Below are 21,434 nucleotides of genomic sequence, written 5' to 3'. Positions count from 1 at the left end.
GTGACTTTTTTTAAATTCCGCTAAGGGAATTTTGTAAGATGTGGTATAGTATATTTTGGTCGATTAAGATGAACTAAGACAGATTGGCGGAGAAAATATGATTGACTTTAAAGATGTAGATTTAGACGACAAAAAATGGATGGAACCACTTCTTACTGCAGCTGATTTGAGTGGATGCCATCAGAACTTTACCAATATATTTGCCTGGTCAAAGATCTATCACTATCGTGTTGCCCAGGTAGATGGTTTTTTGGTGGTCAAAGGAGTTATGGATGATGTAACCTATTATTTTTACCCTGCTGGGTCAGGAAATCTTATGATTGTATTTGAGGCTATGAAGCAAGATGCCGTCTCCTGCGGACATGAATTTGTTTTAGCCGGGCTTTCACCTGAAAATATAAAACAGCTAAATTCCTTGTATCCCGAGCACTTTGAATATCGTGAGATGCGCGATAGTTTCGATTATGTTTATTTCTTAGACAAGCTTGTTTCTCTTGCGGGCAATTCTCTTCACTCAAAACGAAATTATATTAATCGATTCAAGAAGGAAAATCAGGACTGGGCTTTTGAAAAAATCACCTTAGATAACCTTTCTGATTGTTGGGAAATGAATAAAGAATGGTGTAAAATTAATCCCTGCGATGAAGGAAGTATTGCTGAGGAAAACTGCGCTGTCCGCCGTTGCTTCAATAATTTTGCCGAACTAAGTATAGAGGGCGGACTGATTCGGTTAGAAGGCAAAGTAATCGCCTATACAATGGGGGAAAAACTAAATTCAGATACGTATGTTATTCATGTTGAAAAAGCATTTGGTTACATTCCGGGGGCTTATCAAATGATAAATCGTGAGTTTGCGGCAACTATTAAGGAGAAGTACCCTGATCTAGTGTATGTAAATCGTGAGGAAGATATGGGTGTTGAAGGGTTAAGAAAAGCAAAACTGTCTTATCATCCGGACAAAATGGAAGAAAAACATCTGGGTACTTATTTTGAAGGGTAAATAATTTTATAGACAGTCAGGTGGAGATTAAAGTTCAATGCATGAAATGCGGTTGGCTGAAATAGGTGAGGAAAAACAACAAAAAGAAATATGGAAACTTTGTTTTGGTGATCCTGAGCGTTATATCAATTTCTTTTTTGCCCATAGGTATAAGGCAGATGAAACAGCTGTTTTGCTTAATGACAGGCAAATATTAGCAATGCTCACAATGATGCCGGTTAAAACCGTGATTTCTGAACATTGTAGTTATAGTACCGCTATGCTCTATGCTATTGCTACAGTCCCGGAATACCAGAATCAAGGTCTGGCTTCTAAGTTAATTGACTACAGCTGCCAATATCTTAAACCGTCTAAAGCCGAGGTTTTCGTGCTGGTTCCGGCAAGTCTGAAACTATTTGACTTTTACCGTAAACTGGGGTTCCGTAATGGATTCTATATTAAGGAGACTCAACTTAATTACAGCAGTGTAGCTGCCTTACCGGTTTATCAACAGGGCGAGTGTCGAATTTACCCTATCACACCTGAGGATTATAATCGTCGCAGGAATCATCAACTTCAGGGTAGTTCCTATATTTCTTACTCAGATGAGGACATTGTTTACCAAAAAAAACTGTCTCAACTTTCCGGAGCAGACATTTATGCCATAAATATTGAAAAAATTGCGGGATGCTTAGCGGTTGAAAGACTAAGTCCTCAGAAGGTACTAATCAAAGAGATTTTAATTCCGGCAGATTTAATGGTCCCAGCTATTAAACAGATAGTTCAGGAAATACCGGCAGATGAATATGTTCTGCGTACCCATCCTCGTTTTGGCAAGTATTTAGAGGGAATTGTGCGTCCTTTTGGAATGATTAAGGCACCTGAGGAATTTGAAGGGACTAATTCTCAGGAGAATTTTGGATATCTGGGCTTAGCCTTTGATTAGATAAAAACGCCCCGCCAGTCAAAATGGTTGGGGCGTTTTTTATGGTTATTCTAAAACCTCCTTCCAAATTGCGGGTGGAGGTTTTTTGTATTAATAAATATTAGTTGAAAATTATTTTAAATTGAACGAAGGAATTTATCTCTTTTTGGCGAATATTTAAATAATAAGGGAAATATAGAGAGCGAATGGTTATAAAGAGGGGGCGATGAGCTTGGAAGAGAAAGAAAGCTATTACCAATGGGCGCTGAAGAAAGGAATTTCACGCCGTAATTTTCTTAAATTTTGTACAGCTATGGGGGCAATGTTAGGCTTAGAAGCATCAGCTTTACCAAAGATTGTCAATGCCATGGAGACAAAACCGCGTATTCCGGTCATTTACCTTAATTTGCAAGAATGTACCTGTTGCTCGGAATCATTTATTCGTTCCGGACATCCCTTAGTGGCAGATCTGATTTTGAACATGATTTCTCTTGATTATATGGAAGTTCTTCAGGCTGCCGCAGGGGATCAAGCCGAAGCAGCCAAGCAGAAAACTATGAAAGATTTCTTCGGCAAATACTTGCTTGTTGTCGAAGGCAGTGTAGCCACCGGTGATGGAGGAGTCTACTGCACCATTGGGGGGAAAACGACCCAGAGCGTCTTAGAGGAAGCTGCCGAAGGTGCTCTTGCCGTTGTAGCCTATGGCTCTTGCGCTGTGAATGCCTGTGTTCAAGGATCAGCACCTAATCCGACGAATGCTGTCCCCGTTAAAGAAATTATTACCAACAAGCCAGTAATTAATGTTCCTGGTTGTCCGCCGATCGCCGAAGTCATTACAGGTACGATTGTTTATTATTTAACCTTCGGTACGCTGCCTGAATTGACCAATCAAGGCCGTCCCAAAGCTTTTTATCAACACCGAATCCATGATAATTGCAACCGCCGGGCTTTTTTTGACGCCGGTCAGTTTGTAGAATCCTTTGATGATGAAGGGGCTAAGCAAGGTTGGTGCCTCTATAAAATGGGCTGCAAAGGTCCGACAACTTATAATGCCTGTGCGATTACCCAATGGAATGATGGCCTTAGCTATCCCATTAAATCTGGCCATCCCTGTTTGGGCTGTTCAGAAGATCATTTCTTTGATAAGGGACCTTTCTACACTCATCTCGCGGATGTACCCAACCATGTGATTGGAAAGAACCCTGATCAAATAGGTCTTATTGGCTTAGGAGTTGCCGGTGCTGCTGCTGGCGCCCATGCTTTGGCTACAGCAGCCGGCAAGGCAGGCAAAACTTCCACACATAATTCTCCTAAAGATAAATCTGGTAATTAACGTTAGTTGACTCGAAATCTATTGAGGGAAAAAAACTGATTTAGAGAGGGATTGTAGATGGCCAAAAGAATAGTCATTGACCCTATTACACGTATTGAAGGACATTTGAGAATTGAAGTTAATCTTGATGGCACAAAAATTACAGATGCCTTAAGCTCTGGAACAATTTTTCGCGGAATTGAGAAAATAGTCGTAAACCGCGATCCCCGAGATGTCTGGGCTTTCGTTCAAAGAATCTGTGGTGTATGCACGCATATTCATGCTTTGACATCCCTCAGGGCAGTCGAAGATGCATTAAGTATCAAAATACCCAAAAATGCTAACCTTATCCGCAACATAATGACTGCTGCTCTTCATTTACATGATCATATCGTACATTTTTATCATCTCCACGGCTTCGATTGGATTGATGTTGTCAGCGCCCTAAAAGCCGATCCGGCACAAACATCGGCTCTTGCCGCTTCAATCTCTAATTGGCCCTTGTCATCGCCGGGATATTTTAAGGATGTTCAACAGAAAATTAAAACCTTTGTAGAAAGCGGACAGCTTGGGATATTTGCAAATGCTTACTGGGGACATCCGGCATACAAGCTTCCGCCTGAAGCTAATTTAATGGGGGTTGCGCACTATCTCCAAGCATTAGAATGGCAAAAGGAAATTGTTAAAATCCATACTATTTTCGGCGGAAAGAATCCTCATCCCAACTATGCCGTCGGCGGAATGGCCTGTGCTATTAACTTAAACGACAATGATGTTATAAATATGGAACGATTAAATCTTGTTAAATCTAAGATTGATGAAGCTCGGACTTTTGTAGATCAAGTCCTTATGCCGGACATCCTGGCCATCGCCGGTTTTTATAAAAACGAGCTTTGGGGAGGCGGAGTGAGTAATTATTTGGCATATGGCGGGCTTCCCGCGACAGATATCAATGACCCGGATCACTTCCTCTTTCCGCGTGGCGTTATTTTGAATCGCGATCTCAGCAAAGTCTATGATGTTGACCTCAAAGATCCTAACCAAATCCAAGAATTTGTATCTCATTCCTGGTATAAGTATGATGACAAAACTATTGGGCTCCATCCTTGGAATGGCGAAACAAACCCTTCGTATGATGGACCTAAACCGCCCTATGCTAACCTTGATGAAAACAAATCCTATAGTTGGATTAAAGCTCCCCGCTGGAAAGGACAAGCCATGGAAGTTGGTCCCTTAGCCCGATTTGTTATAGGCTATGCCAAAGGAAACCAAGAAATGAAAGGTCTGGTTGATGAAGCACTACGCAAACTCGATTTACCAATTAGCGCTTTATTCTCAACTCTTGGCCGCACCTTGGCTCGTGCTCTGGAATCTAAATATTGTGTGGATCATCTGGCCGGGTTTTACAATGAGCTTATTGCCAATATCAAAGCCGGTGACTCTGTAACCTTTAACTCCGAAAAATGGGAACCTCAGACGTGGCCTAAGGAAGCTCAGGGGATTGGTTTTTCTGAGGCCCCCAGAGGAGCCCTCGGCCATTGGGTACGTATCAAAGATGGTAAGGTCAGCAATTACCAAGCAGTCGTACCCACAACTTGGAACGCTTCTCCGCGTGACCTTAAGGGACAAAAAGGGGCTTATGAAGCATCTCTCCTTGATACCCCCATGGCTATAGAAAATCAGCCCCTCGAGATTTTAAGAACCATTCACTCCTTTGATCCCTGTTTGGCTTGTTCCACGCATATTCTCAACAAGAACGGGCAGGAAATGCTAAGAGTAAGATCACGTTAAGGGGGGAGAGTTGATGACTCAGAAAGAACAAGTTTATGTCTGGCAGATTCCCATACGTTTATTTCACTGGGTCAACGCCTTTTGCATTACGATTCTTTTCATAACAGGGATGTATATCGGGCATCCGGCGTTTACTGTCAGCGGTGAGGCTGCCGGTCATTTTCTCATGGGTACCTGTCATTATGTTCATGTAGTAACGGCATTGATTTTTACAGCTAATATGCTGTTTCGTCTCTATTGGTTTTGGGCAGGCAATGACTATGCAAAACTCCGCTTTTGGAGAAAATCATTTTGGCAAGATACCTTTAAAACCCTTAAGTATTACCTGTTTCTCTCAAAAAAATCGACGCCTCATGTAGGTCATAATTCTCTAGCCAGTTTATTGTATCTTTGTTTTATCTGGCTGGCAGGTAGTATGATGATCATCACCGGGATGGCGATGAAAAGCGGCAGTGATCCGAACGGAACTTGGTTTGCTCTATTTGGCTGGATAATTCCGGTTTTAGGTGGAGAATATAACGTTAGGATCTGGCATCATCTTCTGGCCTGGGGGTACCCGCTCTTTTTGATCGGTCATCTCTATATGTTATTTCGCCAGGACATTTTGGATAAAGACGGAACTGTCTCCTCCATTATAACCGGCTATAAATTTGTTGAGACTAATAGTTGCGCCTCGCCTGATTTGGACCTTTCTTCAGAGACAATTTCAGCAGGAGCTTTAGGAGCTTTAGGAGCTGTCAGCTCGCAAAATAATTCCTTATAAAGGGTACAGAGCATTGATCGAGGGGGCATATTCGTGAATAAGGTTAATATAGAAGACCAAATTGAAATTGGAATACTTGGACTCGGAAATTCTATCCGCCAGGACGAAGGGGCTGGTATTCATCTTTTAGAACGGCTTCGAAATAATCTTCCTCCGGAAATTGTCCTTCTTGATGGAGGAACGGATGGCTTGAGATTATTAGAATTCGTCGAGAATACGAAACGGCTGATCGTTTTGGATGCTGTTGAGGCGGGAAAAAAGCCAGGAGAGGTAGTTGTGTGGCGTGGAGATGAAGTGCCGAAGTATACAAGCAATAAACTTTCTGTACATCAAATGAGCTTTGCAGAGGTTTTGTACTGGGCCGGATTCCAAGGACGTACACCGGAGGAAATTGTTGTTATTGGTATCCAGCCTGAGAGTCTGGACTGGGGGACTGAATTAACAGAGACGCTGCAGAGAAGTATTCCGGAGGCCGTTGCTCGAGTCAATAACTGTCTGGAAGAATGGCGCCATGATAATTTGCTCAAGAAGACACTTTAGCTAAGGTTTACATACGAACTGGCCGATATTCATAATAGCAGTTAGTTTTGCGGATGAGAAATTACAGAGTATCTTTGCGTTAAAAATATCACTAGCCTGGTAATTTGAGCAGGTTAGATTAGGCTTCTGCTATAATGTTAGGGGGAAGTTCGTATGCCGACAAGAAGAAGTTTCTTAAAATGTATAGCAGGTTTTGGAGCAGGATTACTTCCCTGGTTAGGTTGGTCAAAGATATCTGAACTTGTAAATCTTCAAGTTGTACAAGCATCGATTCTGACCAAGGACTCGTCCCTAAAGCCGGAGAATTCTATTCTCGTCAAAGATGATTCCTATCTGAACCAGACGGCAATGGATGATATTTTTGCCCTAACTAAGTCAGACATTCAAGGTCGACGGGCTGGAACGGTCGGGGCAGAAAAGGCTGCTGCCTATCTGATGGAACAATTGGAAGGCTTAGGGCTGGAACCTCTGGGCGATTTGATGGAAGATAATACCCGTAATTATACAAATGCTTTTACAGTTTATCCTGTCGTTGAAGAATTTTTCCATGGGCGTTTGACGTTTCGCCCCGGAAATCCCCAAGATTTGCGCACGCCCTGTGTAAACGTCATCGGGGGCGTTATGGGAACGAATAGGAATGAATCGGTAATCTTATCCGCTCACTTTGATCATCTAGGTATATTTCAAGGTTCTCTTTATCCCGGGGCCAATGATAATGCCTCCGGAGTAGGTTGTATTCTTGATGTCATGCGTCGTTTGCTTAAAGAAGGAGTCAAACCAAAACGCAATGTAATATTAGCTTTTTGGAGTGCGGAAGAAATGGGTTTTGTGGGATCGTTTTCCTTTTTGCAAAAGCCAACGTTTCCTCTTCAAGGAATTCAAGCTGTATTTAATGTTGACACCATTGGTAATGGTCCTTTGAGGGATTTTTCTATTTGGGCCAGCAGTGATAATAAGGCCGTACAAGCTGTACAGACTGCCGCTTCCACAGAAAAAATAAGCATACCTTTGACTTCACATGATGGTTATAATAGTGATCAACTGTATTTCAATATGGATCATATTCCGGCAGTAACAATGATGGCTAAAGATTGGCTTTATAAGAATCATACTCCGGCTGATGTCCCTGATTTTGTAAATCCGGAAAAAATTGCTTTGGCGAATAAAATTCTCTATAACGCTGTTCAAGCCATCGCTTTTTAGTCGACTCGAATGCAAATTAAGATAAGCGAGTAATAGTACGAATTGATAAAATGTCTTTAAAAGCTTCTAGCCATTAAGGCTAGGCTTTTAATTTTTGAGGGCTGTAATGACGTGCAAACTTCTTTTGTTCGTTCTTACAGCTGAAAGGTTATTTAGTGATGCCAGTGTCAGCGAGAAATTTTTTGTATTCTAGTGGAAAAATATGGGTATTTAGCATATTGTGTACTAGGTTGCAAGAAAGGAGGAAAACAGAATGGCATTTGGAGCAGCTGGCGGTGGAGCAGGTTTTGGCTGGGGAGCAGGTATTGGAATCGTTGTAGTAATTATCTTGCTTTTAATTGCTATGGGGATTGTATTCTAAAGAATTTAAAAAAGAAAGAGGAGAATAAATTATGTATGGATATGGAGGCTTTGGAGGTTTTGGCGGCGGCTATGGATATGGTGGCAGCTGTATCGGAGCAGGGATTATTGCCATTGCAGTTCTTATTTTAATTGCACTTGGAGTTATCTTTTAGATTTAGATCGGAGTTGTAAATCTAAAATATCACAGACTGCTGGCAATGCTGGCAGTCTGTTTGTATTAATTCATACCACAGTATAAGAACTAAGAAAAATAACATTTGTAAAATAAGTAACGTTGACGTAAACTATAAATAAAGTGGTTTGCAGAGGAAGCCATTTTTAAAGAGATATGCGAAAGGAAGACGACAACTATTGCTATTGTTTAATAAAAGGCCTGAATTTTATTGGATGTCTAAATGCCTAAATGTAAAATGTTGATGCGGTTATCGTTCTCTAGTTGCAGACTATAAAATCTCTAATTCAAAAGAGAATTGATGATTTGCAGAATGGTAATACTTAAAAGGTGCAAAATAAGACAATTATGATTTATGCTAGTAATTTTGGCGAATTTATTTAGGGAAGGATCAAAGTTTATGCAAAATTCACGTTATAAATGGATTGCATTGTCAAATACAACACTTGGAGTATTTATGGCGATGCTCAACGGAAATATTGTATTGATTTCTCTTCCGGCAATTTTTAGAGGAATCCAAATTAATCCCATGGCTCCTGCAAGTACTGCTTATTTGCTCTGGTTGTTGATGGGGTATACCGTGGTGACAGCCACGCTGTTAGTTTCCTTTGGCAGAATATCCGACATATATGGCCGGGCCCGCTTATATAATCTAGGTTTCGCTATTTTTACGGCAGCTTCAATCTTACTTGCTCTTACCCCGGGAAAGGGGAGCATAGGAGCAACTGAATTAATTCTCTTTCGCCTTTTGCAAGGGGTTGGCTCAGGATTCCTGTTTTCCAACAGCACTGCGATTCTTACGGATGCCTTTCCACCTAATCAAAGGGGCATGGCAATGGGACTAAATCAAATCCTAGGCATCGGCGGTTCCTTAGTAGGTCTAATCCTAGGCGGTCTTTTAGCAGATATTCAATGGCGTTTAGTATTTCTAGTCAGTGTTCCTGTCGGCCTTACGGGTACAATATGGGCCTATCTTAAATTAAAGGATACAGGGTTATTGTTGAGAAAAGAGAAGATCGACTGGTTAGGAAATGGTACCTTTGCCGTTGGCTTAACAGCCCTTCTTCTAGCGTTAACATATGGTATTATGCCCTATGGAACATCGAAAATGGGTTGGGGTAATCCTTGGGTTATTGGCGGCATTATTCTTGGAGTTGTTCTTTTAGCCGGCTTTATATATATTGAACTCGTTACCGAGACGCCTATGTTTCGCCTAGAATTATTTAAAATCAGAGCTTTTGCAGCCGGCAATCTCAGTTTGTTTTTATCATCAGTAGCTCGAGGCGGATTACAGTTCATGCTGATCATCTGGCTCCAGGGAATTTGGCTTCCTCTCCACGGCTATAGTTTTGAGCAAACACCTTTATGGGCGGGGATTTATATGCTCCCAATGATGTTAGGCTTTTTTGTCATGGGACCGGTAAGCGGCTTTCTTTCAGACCGTTTCGGTGCCCGCGGCTTTGCTACGATTGGTATGCTCTTATCAACGCTTGCTTTTATCTTATTAACTTTTTTACCGGCCAACTTCAGTTATCTGCCCTTTGTTATTATCTTGCTGATTGCTGGTATAGGAATGGGGATGTTTGCTGCTCCTAATACAACGGCTATCATGAATACTGTTCCTCCCGAGCATCGAGGAGCTTCTTCCGGGATGCGTGCTACCTTACAAAATACAGGATCGGCTTTAAGTATGACATTATATTTCAGTATATTGATCATTGGCTTAGCTCATCATTTGCCTGCCACCATGTACCAAGGACTTATCAGTGCAGGCGTTCCGGCAGCGACCGCCCAAACGGTTGCCAACTTACCGCCGACGGGAGCTTTGTTCGCCGCCTTTTTAGGTTATAACCCGATGGCCCAACTGTTACCTGCGGCTGTTCTCCATAATCTGCCTCAAGCAAGTCAGCAGCTGATTCTCGGGACGGTTTTCTTTCCTAAACTAATTGCTCCTGCAGTAATGTCTAGTTTGCGAATTGCTTTTTACATTTCTGCCGTGTTGTCAATCATTGGGGCGGTGGCTTCCTATATGCGAGGAAAGACGACTCAGCCCCTTCAATAGTAAAATAAAATTTTTTTCTTATGATAATAACTACGATGAAATTAACAATTACTTTAAAGAGGTGGGGTAATTATGGCAAAAGCATTTGAAACTATGGTAAAGCAGGTCGTATCGGTAAGTAATCATGATTCAGTAAAAACGGTTCTTCAGGCTTTTGTTGAACATCGGATCAGCGGAGTTCCTGTCATCAATGACAAGAATGAACCAATCGGTTTTATCAGCGATGGTGATATCATGAAAAATATCGGCTATCAGGATCCAAAGATTTTCTTTATCGACGCTTTTAATTCGGCCTCGTGGGTAGATACGGAAACCTTTGATGACAAAATAAAAAATCTCATGAATTGCAATGTTATGGAAATTGCCACCAAACGGGTTATAACCGTGGAAGCAGAAGAGGATCTGGATCAAGTGGCAAAAGTTTTAGGCAATAAAAAAATCAAGAAGGTCCCTGTTGTTTCCCAGGGGAAACTTGTAGGTATTATTAGTCGCGGAGACATTGTGCGATATATCGTAAATAACTTTATCCACTAAGCCTAGGAGAGCATCCGATTAATTTGACAGCACGGCAAAGCCCCCATCTTGTGAAACTGATCCTTATCAGTTCCAAGGTGGGGGCTTTTTGTCTATGATAACTCCAGGACAACAACTTCTTGGCTTTGAGGCAAAGACGAAGAAGAGATATTTAGATCTTTTGCTTTTTTAATTAAATCAAAGTGTTTGAGGAAACTATCAACACCGGCAATAGGCAATGAAATTGTATCATCCCGTTTATAATGCATTGGTAAAATAATCTTGGGATTCAGCTGATGGATTACTTGATAAGCTTGTTCAGCGTCTATGGTATAAAAGCCCCCCACGGGAACACAGACGATATCTACTTGTCCGACGTTTGACAACTGTTCTGGGGTTAGAACATGTCCAAGATCCCCTAAATGGACAACGGTGACGCCGTCCATTGTAAATGAAAAAAGAACATTCTTGCCGCGTTTGAATCCCAGGTCGTCATCATGAAATGTTTTTGTGCCTGTTAGCGATAGACCGAAAATATTGTGCTGACCTTCTTCATCAATAATTAGAGGTTTTCCGGGAAGACCTTGAACATGATCGTGGTCATGGTGATGATGGCTCACGGTAATAATGTCCGTATTAACTTGAGGAAGAGGGTATCCCACTTTTTCATTAAAGGGGTCTGTTAGGATTTTTAGGCCCTCCTGATTAGTAAAAAGAAAGCAGGAGTGACCAAACCAACGAATATGCATTGTTTTCACCTCTCCTAGGAAATGATTAAAAACGAATAAGCCGCCATAAAAATCCGGGTGGATTTATAGGCTGTAAATTCTGAAGCGGAATAGATTGGACTTCTTCACCAGATTTAATTTTCAAGGTGGCACGATTACTGTTGGCTGGCATTGGTAATTTAGTAGTTTGGGGATCTATGGAATAGTTGACTTTCATGCCAGGATATCCAAAGATTTGTACAGACTTAGACGCCTTTAACGGACTGTTGCTGCCCCAAGCCGTTGTAAGTTCGCCGTAACCCGAGGCAGGTTGGTCTAAAGTATAGAGTTTGAATTGAGAGCGAACTTGATCCAGTATGTCAGCATTTGCTTGAAGCGCACTTTGGAGAGATTGTTGAGTAACTTGACCTAAAACTGCACCAATAATGTAATGGGTTTCATCGCCAGCAACAACGGGTGTTGCCGAGACAAAACAACCGCCTGCTGCTGTTGTTGATCCTGTTTTAATGCCTGTAATGCCATGTTTTCCAACCATGCTATTGACATTGTATACTGTTCCGGCAACAGGAAGAGTCGCTTGCGGCATAGCAACAATTTGACGAAAAACAGGGTCTTGCATGGCTGCTTGAGCAATTTTTATTTGATCTACAGCGGTGCTGACCGTTGTTTCACTGACACCGCTGGCATCTGCATAGTGAGTTTTAGTCATACCAAGGGATTTTGCGGTTTCGTTCATTTTGGCAACAAATGCTTCATCTGATCCGGATACCCATCGCCCCAGGGTATCGGCAACATTGTCTCCCGAAGGGAGTAATAGACCTTCCAGGAGTTGCTTTTCAGTGAGGGTTTCCCCTTCTTCAATCTTTAAATATGAATAGCCATTGCTTAAAGCATTTTGATAACCAGCGAAATCTTGGGCACTCATAGTTAAAGCGGGACCGGATTGACCCGGTTGTAAAGGATGAGTTTTTAAGACTAAATAAGCAGTCATAATTTTTGTCACGCTGGCAATTGGAACGGGTGATTGGTTAGGTGTTGACGTTATAACACCTAAATTTTCTGTGCCAACAGCTGATTCACCCTGTTCAGGAAATGTTACCGAAAAATGACCGGGCAATGAAGAGGATGTGGTAGTTAGTTTCGCTTCCACGGTTGGCAGAGGACCATTGTAACGACCAACGGCCAATGCGCATACTAACACAGCAATGAGTAAAACCAAAATTCCTTTGATGGGAACCATCGAAACCTTGCGAGATGGGGAAGTGGACGGAGTCCCAGACATAAAAAAACCTCCTTAAATAGATTAATAGGAACAGTTTAATTTTACAGGAAGAGTTCGGTTTCGACAAATGGTTTCTGAGTAATATATTTATTTTGGGCATAAGTTTATTATAGGCAATTAGTATATCTATCGAAGTGAAATAGGTCAAATATACTCAGATAATGTCAAATTAAACTTAATGTATGTCATAAAATGATAAATAATATGATAATATGATAAAAATACGTTATAATAGTTAAAGAATGTTGTACTTTATCATATCTTATAATATACTACTTTCCAGTGATGCAATAATCGTTTTAATGAAGTAAGGAGATAATTTAACATTCAGTGATAAAGGCAAACTCAGTGAGAGCTGAGGACGCAAAGCCACGGGTCTAGCTAAAAGATGATAGATAGCCGGGTTACCAAACAAAGAAACTGTGTCGCCGTTCATTGAGTTCGGCGGCTTTTATTTTTAATAAAATAAGGAAGGTTTAAGAGAGATAAAGAGGAGGGAGAATTCTTGAATTGGTTGTTGAAGCAAGTTCATACGAATTTAGCTGCAAGTATGACAGCGAGTGCCGATTTATTTGATAAGGTTGGTGTATTGTTATTACATAAAGGACAACCAATTACAGAAAGCATCCAAAAACTTCTTGAAAATAGGGAGGTTTTTATTTGGGAGAAAAAAGAAGATGAAAATCGTTCGGCTAATATCATTAAACCCTTTCCTAAGGATGTCTATGAAAAATTAGTTGGTTCTTTATGGAATATTTATCATGAGGCAAAACTTATTAGTCAAGAACAGATAAAAAAGACAATCGAACTTGTGGAAATAATTATCAAACAATTAAGAGCTACTAATGTATATTTGAATTTAAATATGGTTCGACTTGATGTAGAACAATTTAGACATCATGATTATGGGACCTTTGTGCACAGTTTGAACGTGGCTATTTTAGCGACGTTGACGGCTAGGCGTTTGGGGTATAGTGAGAAAAAACTTAAGTATTTAACTTTGGGAGCACTTTTGCATGATTTGGGTAAACTGAATATTCCTAAAGAAATTTTGAATAAACCTGGAACTTTGACAGAGAAGGAACACCTTCTTATGAAACAGCATCCACAGTTTGGTGCGGAGATGCTTAAAAACTCTCGGGTATTGCCAAGTGTATTAGAGACAGTCATTAAACATCATGAACGCTGGAATGGCACAGGCTATCCTTGCGGTTTAAAAAAGAATGACATACATCTCGATGCTCAAATTGTAGCTGTGACCGACGTGTTTGACGCCTTAACTGCTGACAGACCCTATCGAAAAGGTTTGCCGCCTTACTATGCTTTGGAGATGATCATTGCAGGGGCGGGAAAGGGTTATGATCCCATAGTAGTGAAAGCTTTTCGTGAAAGTCTAATCTTATATCCGGAAAACGCAGTTATAACACTTAATACCGGTGAAATAGGAGTAGTTGCGGCTGTTCCCATGCAAATGCCTACACGGCCTTTGATACGTCTGTTAAAAGATAATAAAGGGCGGATAATCAACAAGGAACAATATATAGATTTAATGCAAGATTTAACTCGTTTTATTGGGCGTATTGAGTTTAACCTTCCAATGCGAGGCTATCCATAGGATGGGGATCCAAACAGAAACAAAAGGAAAAATAAGGTAACTTTCAGCAAAAGAAAGCTTTGTACTTAAATAGAATCCTTTTTTTACCCCGAAAGCAATTCCTAGAAAAGCGGCACATAATAGGAGCCGCCATTTTATGCCTTTAAGATTTAGCACAGTTTCTAATCCCCAGGTCGTCATATAAAAGAAAGCACAACATTTTATTACTAAGGCTCCAAGCCAAACTCCCATAAATAACGATTCCACGCCGGCCACAGTCCTGCTTAATTCAACCATTTTGCCCAATTCGAGAATGCCAAAGGATAAACGAACTGTTTCTCTTGGTCCGAAGACAAGAACTTGAATTAAGACTACGATGGTATTTAAAATTCCTACTAGAAAAGCTGCACGCCAAATCCCCGTCTTAAATTGACTTTTTCCTTGCTGATCGTTATGAGGCAGAAATGTTATAATTCCTGCTAAGAACATGGAATAGACCATCGGAAAAGGTATTACTTTAATAGCGCTCCATAAAAGAGGCTTCACTCCGTTTCCCAAAAAAGGAAGAAGTTCGTTCTGTTCAATTCGCGGAACTGTTAGGACAATGTTAAAAACTAAGGCAACAACGATGATGGGCAAGAGGACTTCGGAAAAGCGAGCAAAGACTTCGATTCCGGAAGATGCCAAATAGAATACTAGAAGCAGACCACCAAGGTAAAAGACCCAACGAGGCACCAAGGGCATGATAGATTGTTCATAAATAATTCCGATAAAAGCCAAAAGTAACCCGCCATAATAACAAGATATTACAATATAGAGAGAACCTATAATTTTGCCAGTCCATTTTCCAAAGATAATTTCCGAAATATTCAACAAACTCTTTCGGGGGTATTGGGTTGATAATGAAAGTATCATAATACCGTAAGGAATTGTTAAAGCAAAGGCAGGCATAATAGACATCCAACCGTCTCGTCCGCCTGCTTCGGTAACAAAAGTAGCTATGAGAAGGAAAGTTCCGCCCATGAGTACAGATGCTCCTAAGGTCATGAATTGGTGTGCTGAAATTCTTTCCATAGTTCCCTTCCCGTTGTTAGCTTCTCACGTTTGTTTAACAGTTGTGTCAAATTTCGAAAACAAACATGGTATCCATTAGTTTACCCGTCAATCATTCAATTATCCTCCAACAGAAAAACTAAGCAGCTCCGTTTCGTTCAATACCGAAACAGGGCTGCTTAGTTTTTTGAATATTATGCGTATTAACGTTTGCGAATTCCGCCGCCGCCAAAGATAAGAAATATATCTAGAATAAATGTAAACAAATTGATGAAATCTAAAAAGATACTTAGGGTGACTAAAACAGCATTGTCAGCAAGGCTATATTTTGCTCTTTGAAAATCTAAGGCCGTCATCAGGGAAAAAAGAATAGCGCCTCCTAAACCGATCAGCAAACCGAAAGGACTGAAAAAGCTGCTGAAAATCGTTGAAAGAATTGTAACTCCCAGCAGGACTAACAAGCCAATAAAGAGCGCTTTTGCCATACTGCTTAAATTACGCTTTGTCATGAGCCCATAAGCACCAAAAGCGGCAAAGACGATAAAGGTTACTAAAGCAGCTTGCCCAAGTACTAAAAGTCCTTCAGTCGTTGCGGTCAGAGCTTGGACGATTGGTCCAAGAACAGCTCCCGCACATGCTGCAAAGAGCAGGGCCAATCCTGCAGTTAAACCGGCAGCAGGATCGTCTCCTCGTACAACAGCTCGTCGGCTCACGATCGGAATAATAAAGAGCAACAAAAATTCCAAAATAGCAGCAGGCATAAAATATTGTGGAGGTACTAGAAAAGCTCCCGCAGCCATCGCTAAGAACATAAAGGATAAAAGGCCCATGACCTGGGATAACGAAACAGTCTTGACCTTTTTAATGTCAATAACATAGGGATTTTGATAATAATGGGATGAGTTTTCAAATGGTGACATTAGCGTTACACCTCTTTCGTTTTTTTTAGATTAGCGGCTTTAACCTTATAGTATCACGACATTCCTTACTTTACTAACAAATCTCTAAAATTTCACAAAACCTTAAAAAGTTCTTTACCAAATTCCTTCTAAATTCGCCTATAATACAAAATACCTGAACTATGTTTTTATCTATTACAAAACGAAGTTTAGTTTTTCAATTCTATTGATTTTAGTATATTGTTTGAGATTTTAAGGAGTTGATGCATACATAACGTAAATTTTATAAGGCTTTAATAACTGAAGAAGTGTCTCGACTCTGGCCTTTTTGAGTTGTTCTTAAAGTTACGCAGACTATAGTGAATTAAGAAACCTGAAAGTAGGGAATGATTCTATGAGGAAATTACCGACTTTGTTTCTAACCGCGTTATTTACATTTTCGTCTGTTCTCCCCGTATTGGCTTCGACGGATACGTCAACCATTTCTCCCATTATCAATAGAATGGCAGGTCAAGATCGTTATGAAACCTCAAGCACAATTGCCGAACAAGGTTGGCCCAATGGTTCAACAAATTGTATCTTAGCCTTTGGAGGTAATTTCACGGATAGTCTTGCTGCTGTACCCCTGGCTAAAAAATTTGATGCCCCGATATTACTTACTGAGAGCACAACGCTGCCGGCAATCACTAAAAAAACATTAACTGATTTGAAAACCAAAAATGTTACAATAATAGGTGGTACTGGAGTGATCTCTGATGCTATAGATACTGAACTACAAGCAATGGGGATAACAACCAATAGGATTTATGGGTACGATAAATATGAAACCGCAATAGCTGTAGCTAAGCAAGTGACAACGTCACCAACGATGCTGTTTGTTTGTACTTCAGACGATTTTACCGACGCTCTTTCTATTTCACCTGTCGCAGCAATTAAACAGGATCCAATCATTCTTGTATCTCAAGATAGTATCCCTGAATCGGTTAAAAACTATATTTCTGCAAACAACGGTATTGTCAAGACTTATGTTATCGGTGATTCCGATGAAATTAGTGATAGTGTTGCTAATCAATTTCCCAATTATGAAAGGATTGCAGGTAATGACAGCTATAGCACAAATATTGCTGTTAACAATCAATTCGCCGGTGTTTTTGGCCCTAAAGTTACAACTGTAGCTTCCGGTGAACAGTTTTCTGATGCCCTAAGCGGAAGTGCGCTCGCCTCAAAAATTGCTGCTCCTATAATTTTAATTAATAATTCTCCAGCAGATGTGACAAGAAGTTATTATCAAGACAGAATTGCTAATGGTTTAAATGGTGATAGCAATGTAACACCTACCGTTGATATATTTGGCGGAACAGTTGTTATCCCTGATAGTGTTATATCAGGGTTAGGACAGGGAAAGGCCGGAGTAAGTCATTTAAGTCCTGTTAGTGTAACAACTTCAATCGGAATTGCCCCAGTGCTGCCTTCATCGGTAACGGCTACTATGATGGATGGGACAACCAAAACCGTTAATGTCACCTGGCCAATTATAGAATCAAGCAGGTATCTCTCTGCGGGTAGTTTTTGCGTGACAGGTACAATTGCTGAATCCACTGTGGTTAAGCCTATAGCTACCGTTGAGGTTATGCATGAGAATCCAGATCCTATTCTCACAGTTGATCAAATTCAGCAAGATATTTTGGGCACGTGGACAACATCTGACGGAAAATACACTTTGAACTTTGAAAATGATGGAACTTTAGAAGTTACTCAAGAAAACACCGGATATACAACTAATTATAAAACTAAGTATTCTTTTCCAAATAGTACACTAATAAAAATTACAAACTCCAGCTGGACTGAGGAAGATAATTTTGTTTTAATCGGTAAGTATTTGGAAATTTATAATATGGGTGTTCCACATATAACAGGTAATAATATAATAACAGGCACTTCCGCTTATACAGGTTACCTAAATAATCCAACGAGTTTTTCTACCTCTACAAATCCGGTTAATTTTATTTTTACTAAGACAAACTGACGTAGATAACTTTATATTTTGCGGGATGTACGAGAAAAAAGTGCTTTGGCAAAGTAGTATGCCAAAAGCACTTTTTTTAATATTAAAGGATACTTTATAGATTTGTCATTGAATAGTCATTAATTATGTGTGAATTTTCGAGATCTCCCTTTAACAGTTTTTTTAAATTATTCTGTTAATTATTAACGGATTATTTATACCTTCGAGCTCCAAGATAATTTTTAACATAAAAACTGTCACTCAAGTTGGTAATAGTTACCCCTTTTTTAGGGTTATCAGCATGAACAAATTTTCCGCCGCCGATGTAAATACCTACGTGCGATGCTCCCTTAGAATACGTAGAAAAGAAAACTAAGTCTCCCGGTTGGAGGTTACTCTTGCTGACAGAATCGCCTGAAGCATATTGGGCATAAGATGTTCGCGGAAGGGAAATACCTGATCCAGCATAAACATACTGGGTAAATCCGGAACAATCAAATCCTTTTAACGTTGTCCCGCCAAAAATATAGGGCTTACCCACTAAACCTACAGCATGGTCGATGATGTCAGAATGGTTAATAACGCCGCGAGATACATTGGTCTCATCAGTCATAGTATTATTTGACACAGCCTGAGCAACTTGAGTTATATGTACTGATGATGTACCTTTAGGCAGAGAGGTTTCTGCTGTTTGAGTAGTTTTCGTCTGAACTTGATTATTCTTTGGAGCAGCTGCCGTAACGGTTGTTGCTGCTGCTTTAAAGATTGGCTCTGTTTTCGCTGAAGATAACCGTTGGTGAATAAATTGAGGAACAATGAACGACGTTGAAAAGGAATCCAATTTGCTAGGATTCATGAAAGAATTCAAACCCAAGGTTTGAGACGTTGATGGCACTAAAACATTCCCCACCAAGAGCATTCCTGATAGAATGACACCTGATAGTCGAAACAGGCCCGGAGACAATTTCATTCCCTTTTCACCTTTCATAGCTTACGAGGTTAGTTGTCGGATTCGGGCGAAGGTAACAGCCCTACGCCATAGTGGCGATTCACCCCGGTATAGAAATAAAATCCCCCGCTCTAGAGTAATCTCTAGATTCAGCTTTATTTTTCTTTTTCATTTTTTTCATAAACAAGATTTCGACAGAATTCGTCAATATCCTTTAAAACGAAATGTGTAATATTTGGTAAGGAGCCATTTTTAGACATAACGATACCATTGTAATAATTACCATACGGATAAGAGAGAGCTTTTGGTTTCCGCGAGAGGAAATGGCTAACAATGTATCGAATGTTTAGAGTTAGGTGATTAAACTACCGGTATTTTTGTATTTGTAGAAGAATCTGAAGGCAATTTGGGGTGAGCCCCCCTAAAAAAGTAGAAACCCTATCGTATAAGAGGGTAGGAGGAAGAAAGCATGCCGGAATGGGAAGACCAATCGACGTGGCAGCGTTTGAAAGAGGATTCGAAAGCCCGAGAGGATTTTTTGGCCAAATCTCAAATGTTTATTTGTCATGTCGCTAGCCAGGCGTGTTTTCATTTTCTGGAATGGGGCAGGGATGAGGAATTATCCGAGGCTTTGATCGCTTTTAATGAAGCCATCGATTTGTTTATTGCTGATAAAGGCGTGCCTTTTTTAGCATTTGCCAGAGTTTTAATCAAAAGGCGCCTTATTGATTATCATCGGAAACAGCGGTCACAGCTGACAAATTCACTCGACCAAGAGGATATTGGACGAGACATTGAAATTCATCTGAGTTTAAATGAATTCAAAGAGAAAGAACAAAACCGGGAGAGGGCGGCGGAAATCCAACAGTTTACGCAAGCTTTGGCGGCAGTAAACCTTACCTTTCAAGATTTAGTTGCAGCTTCACCCAAGCATCGAGATTCTCGTGAGACATTGCTTAGGGCGGCAAGAGAACTGGCATTTGACGAAGAACTATGGGCTCATGTTGAACGAACCGGAAAAGTCCCTATGCAAGCTTTAGCACTGAAAACTCAGATTCACGCTAAAGTTTTGGAAAGGGGACGGAAATATATCTTAGCAGTAGCTTTGCTTATAGCCAATCAACATGACTATATATATTTAAGAGAATATGTCATCTCGCGGGAAAAGGGGGGAGAAAATGAGTAAGTTGAAAGCTGTGGTACTGGAAAGGTCTGGGTTTCGCTACACTGTTTTAGGTAATGACGGCGCTTTTCGCCATGTTTACAGGCGACAGAACATTGAAGTAGGCGAGGAAATCGAAGTTCGGACAGTTATAATGAATGCAAACAGCCTACGAATTGGGGCAGGGGTAGCCGCATTATTCCTTTTAGTCTTGATGGCTTGTTTGGGATGGAATCTTTATCAAGCACCAACTGCAGTTGCGTTGCTCTCAGTAGACATTAATCCAAGTTTACAATTTACGATTGACTCCCAAGGGCGCTTATTAAAGTTCCAGAGCGAAAATGATGACGCCAAAAGCATGTTAAGTCAGTTAGATCTTAAAGGACAGCCACTAGATAAGGCCCTTGAACAAATTATCACCCAATCTTATGATCATAAATTCCTAAATTCCCAACAAAACTGGGTCGTGGTGGGATATTCTCCAATGTCAGATAAAACCTCAGATCAAATGCCTAAAGAACTTAACGATCAGCAAATCGCTTTATGGGTCACGAGAGCAATTAAGAAAAATGGGTTCACTCCACAGGTTGCAGTTTTTCCTCTGACCTCCCAGGAGCGCGAGCTAGCACAACAAGGAGAATTGACTCTTGGGGAATATGCGCTTTGGCAGACTGCTCAAAAGGCCGGAGTCGAGACGCAAGCTCAGAAGCTAAAAGATAATTCAGAACGGGATCGATTACTTGAAAATCCCCAGGTTCAAGAGCAGATCAAGACTGGTAAACATGGGATGGAATCAAGTACGCCTCAAACGAATGGAAATGTAAGGCCTGATTCTGGATCCTCTGATCAATCAAATAAAGAAACAAAAGGAAAACTAAAGCCTGATAAATTGCCGCCCTCCTCAGGTAAAATGCCCGGCAATGACAATGATTCTATGAATAATAGACATGAAAAGCCTCAGATGAATAAAGGCTCAAATCGTTTTCCGGGAGAATTCAAGAAAAAGGCGGAGAAGGGCACACCCAACGAGAGTTCAAAAGGATAACAGAGTATTAACAAATAGTAAAAGCATAAACCCAAATTAAACATGTTCAAATAAGCAGCTAATGAACTGATAAGATGATTTTCGGCGTATTGGA

Annotated in this window: 19 protein-coding genes and 2 riboswitches; of the genes, 14 read left to right on the top strand and 5 right to left on the bottom strand. The window is 40.6% G+C overall.

Features of this window, described 5'->3' with window-relative positions; genetic code table 11:
• Nucleotides 1-97: 97 nt before the first annotated feature.
• From DEAC_RS00445 to DEAC_RS00395, 10 genes are all read left to right on the top strand, one after another.
• The gene (locus DEAC_RS00445) at nucleotides 98-1,000 is read left to right on the top strand and encodes a DUF2156 domain-containing protein (RefSeq protein WP_047808071.1); all 903 of its coding nucleotides are present in this window, start codon (nucleotides 98-100) and stop codon (nucleotides 998-1,000) included.
• A gap of 37 nt (nucleotides 1,001-1,037) precedes the next feature.
• On the top strand, nucleotides 1,038-1,925 hold the full coding sequence (locus DEAC_RS00440; RefSeq protein ID WP_047808070.1) for a GNAT family N-acetyltransferase: 888 nt from the start codon (nucleotides 1,038-1,040) through the stop codon (nucleotides 1,923-1,925).
• Nucleotides 1,926-2,136: 211 nt separating this feature from the next.
• A complete protein-coding gene (locus tag DEAC_RS00435) occupies nucleotides 2,137-3,237 on the top strand; it encodes a hydrogenase small subunit (protein WP_242847037.1) in 1,101 nt (366 codons plus the stop codon).
• A gap of 57 nt (nucleotides 3,238-3,294) precedes the next feature.
• Nucleotides 3,295-5,007, top strand: coding sequence for a nickel-dependent hydrogenase large subunit (locus DEAC_RS00430; protein WP_047808068.1), 1,713 nt, complete (start codon nucleotides 3,295-3,297; stop codon nucleotides 5,005-5,007).
• A 13-nt stretch (nucleotides 5,008-5,020) separates the two neighbouring features.
• The gene (gene cybH / locus DEAC_RS00425) at nucleotides 5,021-5,770 is read left to right on the top strand and encodes a Ni/Fe-hydrogenase, b-type cytochrome subunit (RefSeq protein ID WP_047808067.1); all 750 of its coding nucleotides are present in this window, start codon (nucleotides 5,021-5,023) and stop codon (nucleotides 5,768-5,770) included.
• 33 nt (nucleotides 5,771-5,803) lie between these two features.
• Entirely contained in the window at nucleotides 5,804-6,310 is a 507-nt protein-coding gene (locus DEAC_RS00420) for a HyaD/HybD family hydrogenase maturation endopeptidase (protein ID WP_053006234.1), read from the top strand.
• A gap of 153 nt (nucleotides 6,311-6,463) precedes the next feature.
• Complete coding sequence (locus DEAC_RS00415) at nucleotides 6,464-7,513, top strand: M28 family metallopeptidase (RefSeq protein WP_047808066.1); 1,050 nt, start codon at nucleotides 6,464-6,466, stop codon at nucleotides 7,511-7,513.
• 392 nt (nucleotides 7,514-7,905) lie between these two features.
• On the top strand, nucleotides 7,906-8,028 hold the full coding sequence (locus DEAC_RS24445) for a hypothetical protein (protein ID WP_014827772.1): 123 nt from the start codon (nucleotides 7,906-7,908) through the stop codon (nucleotides 8,026-8,028).
• Between the two features lie 420 nt (nucleotides 8,029-8,448).
• Nucleotides 8,449-10,110, top strand: a complete 1,662-nt coding sequence (locus DEAC_RS00400) for an MFS transporter (RefSeq protein WP_242847036.1) — start codon at nucleotides 8,449-8,451, stop codon at nucleotides 10,108-10,110.
• A gap of 72 nt (nucleotides 10,111-10,182) precedes the next feature.
• Complete coding sequence (locus DEAC_RS00395; protein WP_047808063.1) at nucleotides 10,183-10,644, top strand: CBS domain-containing protein; 462 nt, start codon at nucleotides 10,183-10,185, stop codon at nucleotides 10,642-10,644.
• 92 nt (nucleotides 10,645-10,736) lie between these two features.
• On the opposite strand, the gene DEAC_RS00390 is transcribed toward DEAC_RS00395, so the two are convergent.
• Together DEAC_RS00390 and DEAC_RS00385 are read right to left on the bottom strand one after the other, a co-directional pair.
• On the bottom strand, nucleotides 10,737-11,372 hold the full coding sequence (locus DEAC_RS00390; RefSeq protein ID WP_047808062.1) for an MBL fold metallo-hydrolase: 636 nt from the start codon (nucleotides 11,370-11,372) through the stop codon (nucleotides 10,737-10,739).
• Between the two features lie 25 nt (nucleotides 11,373-11,397).
• A complete protein-coding gene (locus DEAC_RS00385) occupies nucleotides 11,398-12,633 on the bottom strand; it encodes a D-alanyl-D-alanine carboxypeptidase family protein (RefSeq protein WP_053006233.1) in 1,236 nt (411 codons plus the stop codon).
• Between the two features lie 328 nt (nucleotides 12,634-12,961).
• Nucleotides 12,962-13,045, top strand: a riboswitch (cyclic di-GMP riboswitch).
• 93 nt (nucleotides 13,046-13,138) lie between these two features.
• Here DEAC_RS00385 and DEAC_RS00380 point away from each other — a divergent pair.
• Nucleotides 13,139-14,248, top strand: coding sequence for an HD-GYP domain-containing protein (locus tag DEAC_RS00380; RefSeq protein WP_047808061.1), 1,110 nt, complete (start codon nucleotides 13,139-13,141; stop codon nucleotides 14,246-14,248).
• Here DEAC_RS00380 and DEAC_RS00375 read toward each other — a convergent pair.
• Together DEAC_RS00375 and DEAC_RS00370 are read right to left on the bottom strand one after the other, a co-directional pair.
• Nucleotides 14,192-15,301: a GerAB/ArcD/ProY family transporter gene (locus tag DEAC_RS00375; protein WP_047808060.1), complete on the bottom strand. Its 1,110-nt coding sequence runs from the start codon at nucleotides 15,299-15,301 to the stop codon at nucleotides 14,192-14,194. The two genes, DEAC_RS00380 and DEAC_RS00375, sit on opposite strands and share 57 nt — an antisense overlap.
• A gap of 182 nt (nucleotides 15,302-15,483) precedes the next feature.
• A complete protein-coding gene (locus DEAC_RS00370) occupies nucleotides 15,484-16,200 on the bottom strand; it encodes a Bax inhibitor-1/YccA family protein (RefSeq protein WP_047808059.1) in 717 nt (238 codons plus the stop codon).
• Nucleotides 16,201-16,573: 373 nt separating this feature from the next.
• Here DEAC_RS00370 and DEAC_RS22020 point away from each other — a divergent pair, with 373 nt between their 5' ends.
• Entirely contained in the window at nucleotides 16,574-18,205 is a 1,632-nt protein-coding gene (locus DEAC_RS22020) for a cell wall-binding repeat-containing protein (RefSeq protein WP_083995776.1), read from the top strand.
• Between the two features lie 190 nt (nucleotides 18,206-18,395).
• Here DEAC_RS22020 and DEAC_RS00360 read toward each other — a convergent pair whose 3' ends face one another.
• Nucleotides 18,396-19,154 carry a C40 family peptidase gene (locus DEAC_RS00360; protein WP_047808058.1) on the bottom strand — a complete coding sequence of 253 codons (759 nt, stop codon included), beginning with the start codon at nucleotides 19,152-19,154 and terminating at the stop codon, nucleotides 18,396-18,398.
• A gap of 3 nt (nucleotides 19,155-19,157) precedes the next feature.
• A riboswitch (cyclic di-AMP (ydaO/yuaA leader) is annotated at nucleotides 19,158-19,298 on the bottom strand.
• A gap of 304 nt (nucleotides 19,299-19,602) precedes the next feature.
• Here DEAC_RS00360 and sigI point away from each other — a divergent pair.
• Both sigI and DEAC_RS00350 read left to right on the top strand, forming a co-directional pair.
• On the top strand, nucleotides 19,603-20,319 hold the full coding sequence (gene sigI / locus DEAC_RS00355; RefSeq protein ID WP_047808057.1) for an RNA polymerase sigma-I factor: 717 nt from the start codon (nucleotides 19,603-19,605) through the stop codon (nucleotides 20,317-20,319).
• Complete coding sequence (locus DEAC_RS00350; RefSeq protein ID WP_047808056.1) at nucleotides 20,312-21,340, top strand: anti-sigma factor domain-containing protein; 1,029 nt, start codon at nucleotides 20,312-20,314, stop codon at nucleotides 21,338-21,340. Before sigI ends, DEAC_RS00350 begins: the two co-directional genes overlap by 8 nt.
• Nucleotides 21,341-21,434 lie beyond the last annotated feature (94 nt).

The organism is Desulfosporosinus acididurans, assembly GCF_001029285.1.
Classification (GTDB): domain Bacteria; phylum Bacillota; class Desulfitobacteriia; order Desulfitobacteriales; family Desulfitobacteriaceae; genus Desulfosporosinus; species Desulfosporosinus acididurans.
This window is presented reverse-complemented; position numbering and strand designations above follow the sequence as displayed.

Excerpts from the sequence above, each read along its gene's own strand:
- DEAC_RS00445 (WP_047808071.1), top strand. The coding sequence starts at position 98 with ATGATTGACTTTAAAGATGTAGATTTAGACGACAAAAAATGGATGGAA.
- DEAC_RS00440 (WP_047808070.1), top strand. The coding sequence starts at position 1,038 with ATGCATGAAATGCGGTTGGCTGAAATAGGTGAGGAAAAACAACAAAAA.
- DEAC_RS00430 (WP_047808068.1), top strand. The coding sequence starts at position 3,295 with ATGGCCAAAAGAATAGTCATTGACCCTATTACACGTATTGAAGGACAT.
- cybH (WP_047808067.1), top strand. The coding sequence starts at position 5,021 with ATGACTCAGAAAGAACAAGTTTATGTCTGGCAGATTCCCATACGTTTA.
- DEAC_RS00415 (WP_047808066.1), top strand. The coding sequence starts at position 6,464 with ATGCCGACAAGAAGAAGTTTCTTAAAATGTATAGCAGGTTTTGGAGCA.
- DEAC_RS24445 (WP_014827772.1), top strand. The coding sequence starts at position 7,906 with ATGTATGGATATGGAGGCTTTGGAGGTTTTGGCGGCGGCTATGGATAT.
- DEAC_RS00400 (WP_242847036.1), top strand. The coding sequence starts at position 8,449 with ATGCAAAATTCACGTTATAAATGGATTGCATTGTCAAATACAACACTT.
- DEAC_RS00395 (WP_047808063.1), top strand. The coding sequence starts at position 10,183 with ATGGCAAAAGCATTTGAAACTATGGTAAAGCAGGTCGTATCGGTAAGT.
- DEAC_RS00390 (WP_047808062.1), bottom strand. The coding sequence starts at position 11,372 with ATGCATATTCGTTGGTTTGGTCACTCCTGCTTTCTTTTTACTAATCAG.
- DEAC_RS00385 (WP_053006233.1), bottom strand. The coding sequence starts at position 12,633 with ATGTCTGGGACTCCGTCCACTTCCCCATCTCGCAAGGTTTCGATGGTT.
- DEAC_RS00375 (WP_047808060.1), bottom strand. The coding sequence starts at position 15,301 with ATGGAAAGAATTTCAGCACACCAATTCATGACCTTAGGAGCATCTGTA.
- DEAC_RS00370 (WP_047808059.1), bottom strand. The coding sequence starts at position 16,200 with ATGTCACCATTTGAAAACTCATCCCATTATTATCAAAATCCCTATGTT.
- DEAC_RS22020 (WP_083995776.1), top strand. The coding sequence starts at position 16,574 with ATGAGGAAATTACCGACTTTGTTTCTAACCGCGTTATTTACATTTTCG.
- DEAC_RS00360 (WP_047808058.1), bottom strand. The coding sequence starts at position 19,154 with ATGAAATTGTCTCCGGGCCTGTTTCGACTATCAGGTGTCATTCTATCA.
- sigI (WP_047808057.1), top strand. The coding sequence starts at position 19,603 with ATGCCGGAATGGGAAGACCAATCGACGTGGCAGCGTTTGAAAGAGGAT.
- DEAC_RS00350 (WP_047808056.1), top strand. The coding sequence starts at position 20,312 with ATGAGTAAGTTGAAAGCTGTGGTACTGGAAAGGTCTGGGTTTCGCTAC.